The organism is Neochlamydia sp. AcF95 (genome assembly GCF_018342455.1).
Classification (GTDB): domain Bacteria; phylum Chlamydiota; class Chlamydiia; order Chlamydiales; family Parachlamydiaceae; genus Neochlamydia.
In genome coordinates, this window is record NZ_JAEMUC010000047.1 from 1 (window position 1) to 14,709 (window position 14,709).

A 14,709-nucleotide genomic window follows, 5' to 3' on the forward strand; every position below is an offset into this window, starting at 1 on the left:
AGCCTTCCTGTAGAAATCGGGCAGCTGTCTCATCTGCAAAGACTTGCCTTAAATCAAAACCAGCTCACCGCTCTGCCAGCAGAAATCGGGCAATTGTCTCAGCTAGAATGGCTTAACTTAAATCAAAACCAGCTCACCAGCCTGCCTGCAGGAATCGGGCAACTGCCTCAGCTGCAAGAGCTTTACTTAGATCAAAACCAGCTCATCAGTCTGCCCGCAGAAATCGGGCAATTGTCTCAGCTGCAATCGCTTCACTTATATCACAACCAGCTCACCAGCCTTCCTGTAGAAATCGGGCAGCTGTCTCATCTGCAAAGACTTGCCTTAATTCAAAACCAGCTCACCGCTCTGCCAGCAGAAATCGGGCAATTGTCTCAGCTAGAATGGCTTAACTTAAATCAAAACCAGCTCACCAATCTGCCTGTAGAAATCGGGCAGCTGTCTCATCTGCAAAGACTTGCCTTAAATCAGAACCAGCTCACCAGCCTTCCTGCAGAAATCGGGCAATTGTCTCAGCTGCAATCGCTTTACTTATATCAAAACCAGCTCACCAGCCTTCCTGTAGAAATCGGGCAGCTGTCTCAGCTGCAAAGGCTTGGTTTAAGCCAAAACCAGCTCACCAGTCTGCCTGTAGAAATCGGGCAGCTGTCTCAGCTGCAAAGGCTTGGTTTAAGCCAAAACCAGCTCACCAATCTGCCTGTAGAAATCGGGCAGCTGTTTCAGCTTACCATGCTTACATTAGCGGGAAATCCTTTGGAAGATATTCCAGAAAAAATAAGGCAGCGTTTTCAATTGTAGAATGGCCATAAGTACTTTTTAAGTTGGAGTGAGCTAAAATGAAATAAAAAAACTTTTAGCCATCTTATCTTTAAATAAGTAATTCGCTTTCCTTCCCGCAACTAGGCAAGCTTAAACTAGCCTACACATTATAAAGACAAGAAGTTTCTCTCTTTTTCTGCAGATTGCTAGGATGGGAGAACAACCTTTCTTGACAGGAAGAAGTTAGGCGTATTGTATTCCATCAGGCGGTAGAAGAATTAAAACATTGCGCCAAAAAGAGCCGTTTTTCTCAAACAAGGCAAAGAATCAATCTCATTCTTTTAGCCAAACCAAAATTGCCGCGTCACTTAATCGCCAAAACCTGTGGCTGCTCCTGAATGTTTGGAAGGCCCTCCTTTTTTTCTTGGATCTATTTGAAAAAAAAGCGCCGGTAGATCATCTACGAGTTTTTTTTTCATTGATAAGGATACGAATCGGTTTGACTTGCTTTTTAATTTTTTTTTATATTGTCTTTAAAAATAAAAATGCTGAAAAGCCATCACTACCCAAGGAAATAAAATGCATCCTATCTCTTCGGGATCTATTGAAAGCTTGCCCAATGAATTGCTGCTCCCTATCTTAGAGGCTTGCGTAGCTCCTCCCTTATTTAGCGTCTGTAAAAGATGGCATCATCTGCTGGCTACGGAAGTCATGCCTTCTCTTTATAAGCAAATAGGTAAGATGCATTTTCCTCAAGGAGATGTAAATGAGCGAGCTCTTCTTATAGATAAAATTTATAAGCTAGACGAGGGACTTCCGGAAATAGCAAAGGTTGCTGCAATCTTTAAGCAAGTCTTTAGTCTAGCTATAGCTCTTTCTCCATTAGAATTAGAATTTAAATGGAGAACCGAGGAAAAAAAATATCTTACCCTGGCTAATTACTCCTCTTATATGGTAAATACTAATCGCCTGTTAATGTGGAAAAAACTTCCAGGTGGAGAGGAATTCTTAGAGCAAGAAGAAATCAAGTACTTGCCTTTAGAAAGAAAAGGAGAGCTATTTGGAGGGTGGATTGAAGAGCATGGCAAAGAGATTACGTGTTTAAACTTAACAGAGAAGGGTTTAACCTTTTTACCCTTAGAGATAGTGTTGCTACCCCAGTTACAAGCGCTTTATCTAAGCAATAATCATCTCACAATTCTTCCTAGAGAGATAATACAACTTTCTCATCTAAAATGTCTTAATTTAAACGATAACCAGCTAAACACTCTTCCTGCTGAGTTAGGGCAGTTGTCTAATCTGCGAAGACTTTTATTAGAAGGTAACCAGCTTAATACCCTTCCAGTAGAGATAGGAAGACTTTCGCAGCTGCGAGAACTTTCCTTAGAAGTCAACCAGCTTATCTCCCTTCCTGCAGAAATAGGCCAGCTTGCTCAGCTAAAGAAATTAAACTTAAACTATAACCAGCTCAGCACCCTTCCAGCAGAGATAGGACAAATGTCTAAGCTGCAAAAACTTTTCTTAGAAGGTAACTATCTTATTACTCTTCCAGCAGAGATAGGGCAGCTATCCCAGTTGCAAACCCTTAGCTTAGAAAGTAACCAACTCGCTTTCCTTCCTGTAGAGATGGGTCAGTTAGCAAAGCTAAAAGACCTTGACTTAAAAGACAATCAGCTAACTCATCTTCCTAAAGAGATGGGACAGCTAACATATCTAGAAAGCCTTGTCGTAAGATGCAATCTGCTTACTAGCCTTCCTAAGGAGATATGTCAGTTGCTTCAGCTGAGACGGCTTGATATACGCTATAATCAGCTTACCTTCCTTCCTGTAGAGATAGAGCAGTTGAATAATAATGAAAACGTAATCCTTGATTTAATCGGAAATCCATTTGAAAGTATCCCTCATGTGCTAAAAGAGCGGTTTCACCCCTGGTATTGAAAAAATTTTAACAGTTACGTTACCGATCTAGCATTAGTCAAATTTTTTCATAAAAAAGCCCTGAGGCAGGCTTTAGGTAAGCGGTCACGGGGGTAATCAATTATTTCTTGGTAAGTAAAATAATTTGTAAAATTTATATTTGTCTAATCATAGTATGCAACCCTCATACGAACAGCTGTTTAAAGAAAATGCCTGGTTATGAGCTGAAAATGCAAAGTTAGAAAAGAAAAGAAGTTACGATAGGCTAAGACTTAAGCTGCTATTCTTCAACAATGAATGTGTTAGCCCCAAATATAATACTTAAATTAACTGCTAATGTTTCCGTTTTACTCGGTCTGCTACCACTCTTTTTTACTATGGAAATTTTTTGGCAGTTTGTAGATAAGCATCAAAAAGCTATTCCTTTATGGCTGCTATTAAACTTTTCTTTTATTTTTAATACTACAAAGAGAACTTGCTAGATAAAAGATCGCTTTATAAAAAGCTCAAATTTTTTATCATCCCATAAATTAATCATACCTTATTAAGAGTGAGGGAAAAAAGGGGCAGATAAGCCCCTTTTTAGGTCTCTTCCTATAGAAGGGTGCTAACTGAAAACCTTATTTTTTCTTAGGTTCTATATATATTATTTTGCATGTTTGATTTTCTTTAGGATAAATTTTACCGAGATGCTTTTTAGGCAGTATTTTAATGCGAGTATTAATGCCAACCAATTTGATAGGGTAACCAATTTTTTTATAAAAAGCCCTAGGCGCTCTTAAAGATGATAAACGTTACAAATAAGAATAAAATCAAATTTATTTATAGCGTTTTTAGGTTCTTTGAGAAATTTTTAATAGGACTGCATGGAATAAAAGGCGGTTTGGCTACTGTTGCCTATTTTTTCTTGAAAAAATAAAAAGCAAAATATTTTGCTCAATACACAATATGCCTCTCATCGGGTGTAATAACAATATAATTAAGTTGCAAAAGGATCTGTCAGTAGGCTTTATGCAATCCCTTAGCTTGGAAAAGGGATAGTGTGATAAAGCAATAAGGGGTAGAAGTTGCTAAAATTCTGAGACTCAATTTTTCTACCATCGAAAAACTAGAGCAAACTTCATTTGATTTTCAAGAAGGTGAGCTACGAAGAAGTAGGCCAATTATCATGCTATTAAACTTTGATAATTAACGCCATACAGGATCGTAATTTTGGCATTCACTGGTATGAGTTGTTGGGGGAGAAGAGGATTGTAATTGTATTTTAACTTTCTACAGGAGGTTGCCAACCAGGCAGCTCTTTTAAATCCCTCAGTCCAAAATGTTTAAGGAAGTAGGGAGTGATCCCGTAGAGAGTAGGGCGCCCGGGCGCTTCTAAGCGGCCTACAGATTCGACAAGTTGTCTCTCCAACAAACTTTGAAGTGTACCCGAGCTATCTACACCGCGGATAGCATCAATTTGAGGACGGGTGATAGGCTGCCGATAAGCAATAATGGCTAACACTTCAGCAGCAGCGGGAGAAAGCTTCTCTGTGCGCTTATTACGAAAAAGTAAATCGAGGTAAGGGCTATATTCTTTACAGGTACGTAAAATATAACCCTGGGCAATTTCTTCTAATCTAAAGGCGCGCTGTTGCAAGATAAATTCTTCCGCTAGCTCTTGCAATAAGTCTTGAATTTGGCGGGGTTTAAGAGGTTCAACAGCATCCAGCACTTCCCGGATTTTATTAAAGCTAAGCGGTTCACGGCTGACGAAAAGCAAGGCTTCTATGATTCTTTTAAGGCGTGTTCTTGTAGTTTTTTCAGTGGCTTTTTGTTCTATAGCCTGATTATTAACGGGAATGCCTGGAAGAGAGCCTTGGACATATTGCTTTTTAGGAGAAAAGTCTTTAGGAGCTGTAAGTTTGTCTGGAGGGGAAGGAGGAAGATCCTCAGAAGGAAGCAAAGGAATTAATTCGTCTGCTGTCGTTTCCATTTCTTGTTCGAAAAAGTTAATTTCTTTAGCCATAAATATTTATACGTTCATGCATAACAGTATTTTCTGAGAGGCAACATCCTTGATTAAATAGCTTTCACCAATTTTCATCAGTTCAAGTACAGCCAAGAAGATAACAATAATTTCTAGCTTGCTTGTAGCATTTACAAAAAGTTGTCCGATTTCAAGCTGATGATTGACCTTTAAATATTGACGAATAGCTTTAATTTTATCAGCAACTTTCCACTCTTCTTCGTGAATAAATTTTGCCGTTTTGATCGGCGCTTTAGCTAAAGCTTGCTTGAAGAGATCCGCTAAGTCTTCCAAAGTCAAATGCTCGATACCCAAGGGTTTATTATTTTCTCCTAGAGGCTCTGGCTCCCGTAAATAATAAGCACTTTGAGACATCTCCAGCTGGGTAAGGTTTTTAGCTGCTTCCTTAAAGCGGCAATAATCCAGTAATTGATGAATAATATCAAAACGGGGATCATGCTCCTCCTCTCCCAAAGAGAGAGGCTGTTCATGCGTAGGCAGAAGCATACGGCTTTTAAGCCATAAAAGAAAGGATGCCGAAGCAATAAATTCAGCCCCTGAATCTACAGAGGAGGCCTGCCATTCCTTTAGCTTTTGGGTATACTGCTCAGTAATTTTTTTTAAAGAAATCTCCACGGGATCAATCTCATGCTTCTGAACAAGATGGAGCAAAAAATCCAGCGATCCTTCAAAGTTATCTAGAGCAAATACATCTTCACTATATAAGTTTTTCATATCAATAAGTCTACTAGAGCAAGAATTCTCTATAAATATAAAAATCTTACCTTTAAGAAAAAATAAGTTAAAATCAGCCTATCGAAGATAAGAATAGATTGCTGATGAAAATAATTTTATAGTTTTTCAAAAATGTTGTTGTTAAACCTGGTGCTCTCTATAATCCGGAAAGAGGTGAAGAGTTTTATTTCACAGTTGACTCATTATTAGTAAACTATGGTCGAAGGATATGCGCTTGCTTAATCGTTTTAATTTATTTATCATCTTTATTTTTCTAACTAATTCTTTTCTTTTAGGCCAGGAAACCGAGCAGCTTAAAAGGCAAGATATTAGTAAAATTATGGAGCAAATTTTTGCTGAGCATTTAGGTCAGAAAACGATTGACAAGAAAATCTTAAAAAATGCTTTTAAAAATTATATCGATCAGTTTGATCCCGACCGTACCTATTTAACCCAAGCAGAGGTAGAGCCTTTCCTTGGATTAACTTCTGAGCAAATGGAAATCTACATTACCGCCTACAAAAATGAAGATTTTTCTTCTTTTGAAAAGCTTAATGCGATCATTCAAAGATCTATCCTGCGGGCACGCCAATATCGGCAAGAGCTTATAATAAATACCGAAGAGCTTTTCAAAGCAGCAGATGAGCGTCGTTCAAGCCATAAAAATACAGATGGATTAGAGCCTAATTTAAAGGGTTCATTTGCTTCTACTTTTGAGCAGATTAAAAGACGTATCAAAGAGCAGATGGTAGCTTTTATTCAGGCCGAGCAGAAAAGATATGGAAAAGCTCAGGTATCTAACTACAAATCCAAACTCCTTATCATGTTTGATCAGGCATTGAAAAATATTGAAGAGGGATATCTGTATCAAACGAGTGAGGGTAAGTCGTATAGTGAGGGTAAAAAAGAAAATGCTTTAGTTTTACATATTTTAAAAGCTTTAGCTAGTTCTTTAGACGCTCATACGGCTTTCTACAGTGATGCAGAAGCTTATGACATGAAAGTACGTCTTGAAAAAGAGTTTGATGGTATAGGAGTGGTGTTACGGTCTACTCCTCAAGGAATAATGATTTCTTCCCTAATCGAAGGTGGAGCAGCTTCTAAAAGCGGCAAAATTTTTGCTAATGATTATCTTCTGCAAATCAATGATAAGACCACGTCCGGCCAAACGTTGCCGGAGGTGATGAACACAATAAGAGCCTCAAAAGAGCCTTCTATAGAGCTGGTCATCAGTAGATCTTTCCAAGAAGAAAATGGAAAACAGATGGAAAAGCAGGAAACGATCATTCTTAAAAAAGAGTCTATTCCTATTAAAGGTGAGCGAATAGATATAAAACAGGAAAAAGTGGGCAACGGGATTATTGGCATCATCACCCTTCACTCTTTTTACCAAGGTGAAGATGGAACAGGTAGCGATAGTGATATGCAAAAAGCCCTAAAAGAATTAGATCGAAAAGGTAATTTGCGAGGGCTAATTTTAGATTTACGGGAAAATAGTGGGGGCTTTCTTAGCCAAGCTGTAAAGGTAGCTGGCCTATTTATTTCCAACGGTATCGTTGTAATTTCTAAATATTCTGACGGAGAAAAGCGTATTTATCGCGATATAGATGTGAGGACTGCTTATCAGGGGCCCCTTATTATTTTGACTTCAAAAGCTACCGCTTCTGCTGCTGAAATTGTGGCGCAAGCTTTACAGGATTATGGGGTGGGCTTAATTGTTGGAGACGAACATACCTATGGAAAGGGCACTATTCAAAGTCAAACAGTGACGGGCAATGAGGGAGAAACCACTTCTTTTTTTAAGGTGACGGTGGGTAAATATTACACGGTCTCAGGAAAAACTCCTCAATTGGAGGGAGTAAAAGCTGATATCGTCGTACCTGGCCCTTATCATAATGAACCTATTGGAGAGGAATATTTAGAGCATCCGTGGAAGCCCGATTTTATTAAGGCAGATTTTGAAGATAGTCTTCAAGATCTTGAGCCTAGTGTAAAGTCTTGGTATATGAAATACTATACGCCTACTCTTCAAGCTAAGGTCTCAATGTGGCGAGAAATGTTGCCCTATTTAAAGAAAAATAGCGCTTATCGCATCGAAAACAATAAAAATTATCAAATGTTTCTAAAGCAAAAGAAAGAAGGAAATGGGGATGACATAAGGCTTTCTGGATCCTCTATCGAAGATGAACCTGGCAAGGAATCAAACAATTATGGTAAAGAAGATCTACAGATGCAAGAAACTATAAATGTACTCAAAGATATGATTTATTTGCATAGCAAAAAACGTCAGAATCAAGAGGTTAAAGGCGCTACTGCTTCTCTTCAAGCTGCTACAGCAAATTAATGTTTGCATAAAAAAGGGATGATAGTCTATCTTGCTTACTTATCTCTGGCCAGATAGCTCAGTCGGTAGAGCAGAGGACTGAAAATCCTTGTGTCGCTGGTTCGATTCCAGTTCTGGCCACTTTAGCCGGATTAATCTATTAATCCGGCTTTTTTTTGTCCTTTTCTTATTAGGCTTTGCTTTAGAGCAATCGTGATTTAATTTTAAAAATTTTAGAGGTGCTTTAAAAAAGCTAGCTATAGCTTGGTTTCGTTGCCAACTTATAATCGAACAAGCAAAGCGCTTAAAAAGCGCGTGGTTAGGGCTTAACAAGCAAGCAAATGCGCAAATTTTTTTCTTTTTGATTTTTTAATGTTAATTTGGATAAAGAGGAAAAAAGCGATAAGAGCAAATTTCAATCCTTACTTTAACTACTTCTAATGGGCTAGATATAGCTCTTTTTAGCTTGTTGTCAGAAGAAGATTTAGGCATTTCCCTTTAGTTAGTGAGCCATGGAAGCAGCTAGCAGAAGACTCATTTTTACAGAAAAAGCTATTTTGCCGGCTTTAGAGCAACTATACCTCGATTAAAGCTCCAGCTGGCAAAAGATTTATAAGAAAGAGCATATTCCTAGAAATTTGTACTTCTCTTTTTCCCCGGAATATTTTCATCATCCAATGCATAACTTTTGCTGACTGGCACCTTAAGAAAGTTTAGAAGAGAAAGCCGAGAAAGTCCTAGCCTTCTTGAAATGATGATAGGGACTGCCCAGCTTAATAAATTAAATAAAGATTTTTCCGCATTGATTAGTTACATGATCCTTTTTCTTTTTGTTAGCCTATTCTCAAAAATAGCTATCAGCGCTTAAGTCAATATGCCATCCAAGCGATCTTAAGGTATAAAAGACATGATCTTAAAGAAGCGATTAAGCTTGAAAATTTTTTGAAAAGTTAAAAGAGTAAGGTTCAACAGAATAGCCGATCTTAATCCCTACCAACTACTTATAAGCCTAAACTACCCTTTATAGGCCATTAGGTTAAATGCTGTATCTATTAATGGGGTAGCTAATAAGGCGATCGATTGGATGCTGTTGAATAAATTTAAGTTTTTCTCTTTTAGCAGCTAATTCCCATTTCTCAGTATGTTGAAGGTCAAGGAGAGGGGTGGGGGAGAGCCGATTTACTTTCTTTGCTTTCTCTAAATAAGAGGTGATAGCCTCGTAAGCTTTCCATTCAGATCTTAAACTTTCAAGTTTAGAGGTATAAACTAAATTAATTAATTTACCTAATGAAACGGGATAACATGCGGCTTTTTCACTTACATTTCTTAAGAGCTTGATAGCTAAGTGAGGATGCTCATCTGCGGCCGAAAGACAAAAGTTACCTAAAACATCATATAACTCATTTTTTATGGGTTCAGGTAGGAGGGGATCAATGTAGCTGGTGATTTGATACTCATGCTTTATTAAACCTATAAGGATGTTTTTTTTAATAGCATAGGTGTTTAGGTCCTTAGCAATTAAAAAGCTTTCAAGAAATTGGGAAAGAGGGCCTAATGGCGGAATCCAAAAGTCAGGTGCAGGTGCAAGACTTGCTTCTACATTTTTTAGTATTGAGTGGTAAGCAACTATTTTGGAAATTGCAGTGCAAGGACTTTGCTGGACTTCTTCGTTAACCGTCTGTTGCATGATGAAGTCACCAAATATATAGGCTCCAAAAAGATGATGGAGCTCATCTTCTAGTCGATTTTGGAGTTTATAGATTTTAGCTTTGCAATAATAGGCCTGAGCAACCAAGGCTTTGGATAAGTGTTTCTGTTGGATAACTTGTTCAAATAAATCTAAAACTTTTTGGGGCTCTCCCGCCTCAGGCTCTTTTTCTATTAGTTGCGTCAAGCTATTTAGGCTTTTAGCTAGTATTGCTTCTTCCTGCTTTTCATCCAGCAAAAGACAAGTAAATAATTGCATCGCCTCGGGCAAGCATTGTTCAATCTCATTTCCCCCTTTATATAACATCTCTGCGTAATTTAACTGCGCTTGGCTGACAAGTTGGGGAGCTTCTTTTAAATAATCTTTAGCCTCGATAATTTGCTTAAATAATAAGATAGCATCGGGCCAATTGAGAGAGTTCTCGTCATCTCCATCGCGAAAAATAGTAGCTAATCCTAGCCCAGCTTTAGCCAAAAGAAGATCATTTTTATAAGAACTCTCCAACACTTCTTTGTATAAACTTTGGGAGAGTGCCAAATTTTTAGTGATATCAGGTAAATCCTGACGCAAAATGTCAGCTTTAGAGCATTTGGACATGAGCGAATAGACTATATGGCTATCATGCGTAGAAGAAAAATCGATGACTTCATTAAAAAGGGCAAGAGCTTTAGAAGCTTTGCCATGAGAAAAATACAACTCTGCTAAACAAAACTTGGGTTCTATTTGCCCTTCCAAAGCGATATTAGTCTCTAAAGACTTTTCATAGTAAAAAATGGCTTTTTCTACTACAGGTTCTAAGTCTTTGCTGCCCATGCCATACATATAAGCTTTTCCTACGTAAGCTAGATGTGTGAGGTAAGAGCAAGGATACATCTTTTCTAAAACAAGGCGAGAAAACTCGAAAAAAAGATCCCATTTTCTCTCATCAAAGTCTGTGAGCTCTTGAGGAGAAAAATCTGCTAGCGCTGCATTGTATAACTCATCAGCATCTAACCAACTCTGCTCGCCAGAGTAAGTGCTAGCTGTTAAAATCTCTGCAGATTGCAGGCAAGCTATTCCTCGTATGTAGGTAAATATAGAGCTGACTTGCTGGGTATGAATGCTTTTATACAAGCTTAATATTTTTTGCTCATCATGATTGATAGATTGTGTACGTAAGCGTTCAGCTAGACAAAATCTCCCTAAAATTGCAAGAGGATGGTCTTCTGGATAATTATCGATGATAGTTTCTATAGATGAAGCATTTACTAAGCTAGGATTATAAAGCCCGATAAGCTCTATACTCAATAAAGCTTTGTGTTTCTCTTCTTCTTCCAGCCAGCTAGAATGTCGGAGTGTGTCAAATAGTTCTAAGAATGAACCCTCGTTAAGCTTGGCTTCATTATTATATGCAAGGATAATCTGGCTGTTTAGCTTAGCTTTAATGATTGTTTCTGAGCTCTGATGAGGCTCATCAAGAATTTCTTTTAAAAATATTTGCGCTTTTTCAAGCTGGCCTTGAGCCAGCAGCCTTTCCGCTTTAGCTAACTTCTCGCGCCCAGCATGCTGGGAAGAAGGTAAGTAGAAAAGTGAGGGGATGATTGCAAATGCCTGCATAACTATAAATCAGTTTTTTTATTTAAAGAACCCATACTAAGAGTTAGCTCGGATATTTTCAATATATTTATAACTTAACTGAAAAGGACGTAAGAATTTAGGAGAGAAGAAGAATTACAAGCTTATCCCCTCCATCGTTATCAAACAAAGCACAAAAGGCCTAGCGATTATTAATTGTATTGGAAAAGTATGTTGGGCATCATTTTTATGAGAAGCATGGGCAGTAGGTTGCCCGAAAAGAGGATTCAGCTGCTTTTAAACCACACTTTTTTATTGACAAGAGACCGGCTCTTTTGGTGGCTTTAGATTTCGATTGATTGGAATACATCTAATGCGCTATACTGCACACAGTTTATTGATATTCTTAAAAAAACTTTATCGTTTTACAATGCCTAAGGGGGCTAGAATGAGTTCCAACAAATCATACGCGATTATCAAAACTGGCGGAAAGCAGTATCGTGTAGCTAAAGATGACATCATCCAAGTAGAAATGCTTGACGCAGAGCCAGGAGAAAAAGTTGAATTTGCTGAAGTGCTTTTTGTCGGTGAAGAAAACTCTTCCCATGTTAGCGCCCAAGCTTTAGAAGGCTTCAAAGTTATGGGTGAGCTGCTAGATATTGTAGCTGGTCCTAAGGTTGTAAGCTTAAAATACAAACCGAGTCATAATAATTACAGGAAGTTTGGCCACCGCCAACATTATGCACGTGTAAAAATTACTGAGATTGCCAAAGCATAAGGAAGGAGAATTATGGCACATAAGAAAGGACAGGGTTCAACCCGTAACGGACGCGACTCTCACTCAAAGCGTCTTGGAATAAAAGTAGGGATGGGTGAAATCGTCAAGACAGGTAGTGTCTTGGTTAGACAAAGGGGCACTAAATGGCACCCCGGTAAAAATGTAGGCCGTGGTAGCGATGATACGCTTTTTGCTCTTGCTGATGGAAGCGTTTCTTTTCGTAAATCCGATCGCACTTACGTCTCTATCGAAGCTGGAGCCTAACCATTTTAGAGCTATAGAAAGAGGAATGATGAGCATTAATTCTTCTCTTCATTCTTCTTCGTCAATTATTATTCTCTTTTAACTCTCCCTTTTTATATAAAAATATGTTTGTTGATCGTGTGACTATAGATCTAGCTGCCGGTAAAGGCGGAAATGGTGTTATTGCTTGGCGGCGGGAAAAGTATATCCCTAAGGGAGGGCCCTGCGGTGGCAATGGAGGTAAGGGCGGTTCGCTTATCCTTCAAGCCGATGCCCAAGTTTTTTCCTTGGAGTGGTTTCGCAATCGCCGCATTTTAAAAGCAGAAAATGGCCGTGAAGGGGGTCCCAATTGCCAGCAAGGACGCAATGGCAAAGACCTTGTTCTGAAAGTTCCTTGTGGCACGTTGGTAAAAAATGTTCATACGGGTGAAATTCTTCATGACTTTACCCAGGATGGAGAGAAGTGGGAAATTTGTAAAGGCGGCCGAGGTGGGCGCGGTAATGATAGCTTTAAGTCTCCTACCAATCGAGCACCCAATACACGCACCGAAGGCACCGAAGGTCAAGCCTGTAGCGTAGAATTAGAGCTAAAATTAATTGCTGATGTAGGATTGGTAGGCTTTCCTAATGCTGGAAAATCCACACTGTTTTCCTCTTTGGCTTCTGTCAAAGTAAAAATAGCTCCCTATCCTTTTACTACCTTACGACCTAACCTGGGTTTTATTACTTATAAAGAGCATCAACGCATTTTTATTGCTGATATTCCCGGGATTATCCAAGGCGCTCATTGCAACCGAGGATTAGGCTTTGAATTTTTAAGACACATCGAACGTACAAAACTTTTATTATTTGTCTTAGATGCTTCAGGGATCGATGGACGAGATCCCAGCGCGGACTTTGAAGTATTACGTCATGAAATTCAGGCTTATAATCCTGAAATGCTCGAGCGTCCTTATCTTATCGTGTTAAATAAGATAGATACCGAAGAAGCTTCTCAGCATATTAAAGTCTTTTTAAAGAATAAGTTTGCTGCTAAGGAGAAGATTTTTCAAATTTCAGCTATGCTGGGTAATGGCTTGCCCGAATTACGTGAAGCTATTCGTTTAAATATTCAATCGTTAGCGTAATCCACTTATTCTTTAAAAGAATTTAAGGCAGAGAGCCCTCAATAGCTGCCTCTAAAAAAAATTTAAGAATTAGCGCGGTAGAGTATTTTGTTAGCTTGTGCACTAACAACTTCTATAAATTATGCCTCCTCGAGGCACATCTGCAGCGTTTCATTCCAATCGGGGAGTTGAATACCAAATGTTTTTTCTGTTTTCTCGTGACTTAGTAAAGAATTATGAGGGCGTTGGGCAGCTACTGGATAGGCTGATGAGGGAATATTTACAAGTGTAGGCACCTTTACTCCTTTTTTAAGACTTTGCCAGTCAAAGATAGCTTTAGCAAAGCCGAACCAAGAGGTTTTGCCGCGACAGGTAAGATTGTAAATGCCATCCTGTCCTTCATAACGGGCTATCACTTGCGCTGTAGCCTCTGCAATTAAACGGCTCCAGGTAGGAGCACCGATTTGGTCGCCTACAATCTTTAATGTATCTTTCTCTAGCCCTAATCTTAGCATAGTTAGCAAAAAATTGTGGCCTCGATTTCCATAAACCCAGCTAGTACGTAAGATTACATGAGCGCAGCCTGAGGCCTGAATAGCACGATCTCCTTCAAGTTTAGAGTAGCCGTAAAAATTTTGAGGATTAGGAACAGTATCTTCAGCAGAAGGACTGGGCGAGCATCCATCAAAGACATAATCACTGGAATAGTGAATGAGAAGCGCATTAAGCTTTTTAGCCTCTTCAGCAAGAATTTGAGGAGCCCGTGCATTGATGGCCATACAAGCTTCCTGCTCAACTTCAGCTTTGTCAACCGCTGTATAGGCCGCTGCATTAACGATCATATGGGGCTTTAATCCGTTTAGAAGCTCGCGAATAGAGAGAGGAGAAGCAAGGTTTAAGGCTTCCCGGTCATAAGTAATAAGCTGCCCCAGAGGTGAAAGAGTGCGACAGAGCTCCCAACCTACTTGCCCTCGCTTGCCTAGGATAAGAATTTTTTTCATAGGAATACCTCGGCATCTTTGAATAAATTTCCCTGTTGATCTTTAGCCGAAAGAATAGGTAAAGCTCCCTGAAGGGGCCACTCGATGGCTAAATCTGGATCATTCCAAATAATTGTACGCTCCGATGAAGGATCATAAAAATCAGATGTTTTATATAGAAAGTCGGCCTGTTCTGACAACACTAGAAAACCATGGGCAAAGCCTTTAGGAATCCATAACATTCGTTTATTCTGCGCGGATAATATTAATCCTACCCACTGGCCGAAAGTAGGCGAATGTTTGCGTAAGTCTACAGCTACATCATAAACTTCACCGCTAACGACCCGAACAAGCTTTCCTTGGGGTTGATGAATCTGATAGTGGAGCCCCCGTAAGACATGTTTAGGAGAATGGGAGTGATTGTCTTGGACAAAAACATCATGAATATGAGCTTTTTCGCGAAACATCGTTAAATTAAAACTTTCAAAAAAAAAGCCGCGGGCATCCCCGAAAACCTGGGGTTCTATAATTTTGACTTCAGGTATAGATGTTCCAAGGACTTGCATAAATTTACCTTTAGGGATGAGAGTGATAAATT

The 14,709-nt window shown here is 39.0% G+C and carries 11 protein-coding genes and 1 tRNA gene; 7 read left to right on the forward strand and 5 right to left on the reverse strand.

Annotated features, from left to right (window positions below; all coding sequences use genetic code 11):
* Both NEOC95_RS05490 and NEOC95_RS05495 read left to right on the forward strand, forming a co-directional pair.
* Positions 1–798, forward strand: a 798-nt coding sequence (locus NEOC95_RS05490; RefSeq protein ID WP_213152082.1) for a leucine-rich repeat domain-containing protein, incomplete at its 5' end; no start/stop codon positions are given.
* Positions 799–1,338: 540 nt separating this feature from the next.
* Complete coding sequence (locus NEOC95_RS05495) at positions 1,339–2,697, forward strand: leucine-rich repeat domain-containing protein (protein WP_213152083.1); 1,359 nt, start codon at positions 1,339–1,341, stop codon at positions 2,695–2,697.
* A gap of 1,243 nt (positions 2,698–3,940) precedes the next feature.
* Here NEOC95_RS05495 and scpB read toward each other — a convergent pair.
* Positions 3,941–4,684 (reverse strand): SMC-Scp complex subunit ScpB, encoded by a 744-nt coding sequence (gene scpB, locus NEOC95_RS05500; RefSeq protein ID WP_242678175.1) that lies wholly within the window; start codon positions 4,682–4,684, stop codon positions 3,941–3,943.
* A 6-nt stretch (positions 4,685–4,690) separates the two neighbouring features.
* Positions 4,691–5,419 carry a segregation and condensation protein A gene (locus NEOC95_RS05505; RefSeq protein WP_166155185.1) on the reverse strand — a complete coding sequence of 243 codons (729 nt, stop codon included), beginning with the start codon at positions 5,417–5,419 and terminating at the stop codon, positions 4,691–4,693.
* A 229-nt stretch (positions 5,420–5,648) separates the two neighbouring features.
* On the opposite strand from NEOC95_RS05505, the gene tsp reads away from it, so the two are divergent.
* Positions 5,649–7,763, forward strand: coding sequence for a tail-specific protease Tsp (tsp, locus tag NEOC95_RS05510; RefSeq protein ID WP_213152084.1), 2,115 nt, complete (start codon positions 5,649–5,651; stop codon positions 7,761–7,763).
* Positions 7,764–7,810: 47 nt separating this feature from the next.
* Positions 7,811–7,883: transfer RNA gene (locus NEOC95_RS05515), tRNA-Phe, on the forward strand.
* 895 nt (positions 7,884–8,778) lie between these two features.
* Here the strand turns inward: NEOC95_RS05515 and NEOC95_RS05520 are convergent.
* Positions 8,779–11,046: a hypothetical protein gene (locus tag NEOC95_RS05520; protein ID WP_213152085.1), complete on the reverse strand. Its 2,268-nt coding sequence runs from the start codon at positions 11,044–11,046 to the stop codon at positions 8,779–8,781.
* A 406-nt stretch (positions 11,047–11,452) separates the two neighbouring features.
* On the opposite strand from NEOC95_RS05520, the gene rplU reads away from it, so the two are divergent.
* The 3 genes from rplU (at position 11,453) to obgE (ending at position 13,152) form a co-directional block, all read left to right on the forward strand.
* Complete coding sequence (rplU, locus tag NEOC95_RS05525; protein WP_039385975.1) at positions 11,453–11,782, forward strand: 50S ribosomal protein L21; 330 nt, start codon at positions 11,453–11,455, stop codon at positions 11,780–11,782.
* Between the two features lie 12 nt (positions 11,783–11,794).
* A complete protein-coding gene (rpmA, locus tag NEOC95_RS05530; RefSeq protein ID WP_166155179.1) occupies positions 11,795–12,046 on the forward strand; it encodes a 50S ribosomal protein L27 in 252 nt (83 codons plus the stop codon).
* A 104-nt stretch (positions 12,047–12,150) separates the two neighbouring features.
* Complete coding sequence (obgE, locus tag NEOC95_RS05535) at positions 12,151–13,152, forward strand: GTPase ObgE (RefSeq protein ID WP_213152086.1); 1,002 nt, start codon at positions 12,151–12,153, stop codon at positions 13,150–13,152.
* 119 nt (positions 13,153–13,271) lie between these two features.
* Here obgE and rfbD read toward each other — a convergent pair whose 3' ends face one another.
* A complete protein-coding gene (gene rfbD, locus NEOC95_RS05540) occupies positions 13,272–14,132 on the reverse strand; it encodes a dTDP-4-dehydrorhamnose reductase (RefSeq protein WP_213152087.1) in 861 nt (286 codons plus the stop codon).
* Positions 14,129–14,677, reverse strand: coding sequence for a dTDP-4-dehydrorhamnose 3,5-epimerase (rfbC, locus tag NEOC95_RS05545; RefSeq protein WP_166155173.1), 549 nt, complete (start codon positions 14,675–14,677; stop codon positions 14,129–14,131). The genes rfbD and rfbC overlap by 4 nt, the downstream gene beginning before the upstream one ends.
* Positions 14,678–14,709: the final 32 nt, after the last annotated feature.

Excerpts from the sequence above, each read along its gene's own strand:
- NEOC95_RS05495 (WP_213152083.1), top strand. The coding sequence starts at position 1,339 with ATGCATCCTATCTCTTCGGGATCTATTGAAAGCTTGCCCAATGAATTG.
- scpB (WP_242678175.1), bottom strand. The coding sequence starts at position 4,684 with ATGGCTAAAGAAATTAACTTTTTCGAACAAGAAATGGAAACGACAGCA.
- NEOC95_RS05505 (WP_166155185.1), bottom strand. The coding sequence starts at position 5,419 with ATGAAAAACTTATATAGTGAAGATGTATTTGCTCTAGATAACTTTGAA.
- tsp (WP_213152084.1), top strand. The coding sequence starts at position 5,649 with ATGCGCTTGCTTAATCGTTTTAATTTATTTATCATCTTTATTTTTCTA.
- NEOC95_RS05520 (WP_213152085.1), bottom strand. The coding sequence starts at position 11,046 with ATGCAGGCATTTGCAATCATCCCCTCACTTTTCTACTTACCTTCTTCC.
- rplU (WP_039385975.1), top strand. The coding sequence starts at position 11,453 with ATGAGTTCCAACAAATCATACGCGATTATCAAAACTGGCGGAAAGCAG.
- rpmA (WP_166155179.1), top strand. The coding sequence starts at position 11,795 with ATGGCACATAAGAAAGGACAGGGTTCAACCCGTAACGGACGCGACTCT.
- obgE (WP_213152086.1), top strand. The coding sequence starts at position 12,151 with ATGTTTGTTGATCGTGTGACTATAGATCTAGCTGCCGGTAAAGGCGGA.
- rfbD (WP_213152087.1), bottom strand. The coding sequence starts at position 14,132 with ATGAAAAAAATTCTTATCCTAGGCAAGCGAGGGCAAGTAGGTTGGGAG.
- rfbC (WP_166155173.1), bottom strand. The coding sequence starts at position 14,677 with ATGCAAGTCCTTGGAACATCTATACCTGAAGTCAAAATTATAGAACCC.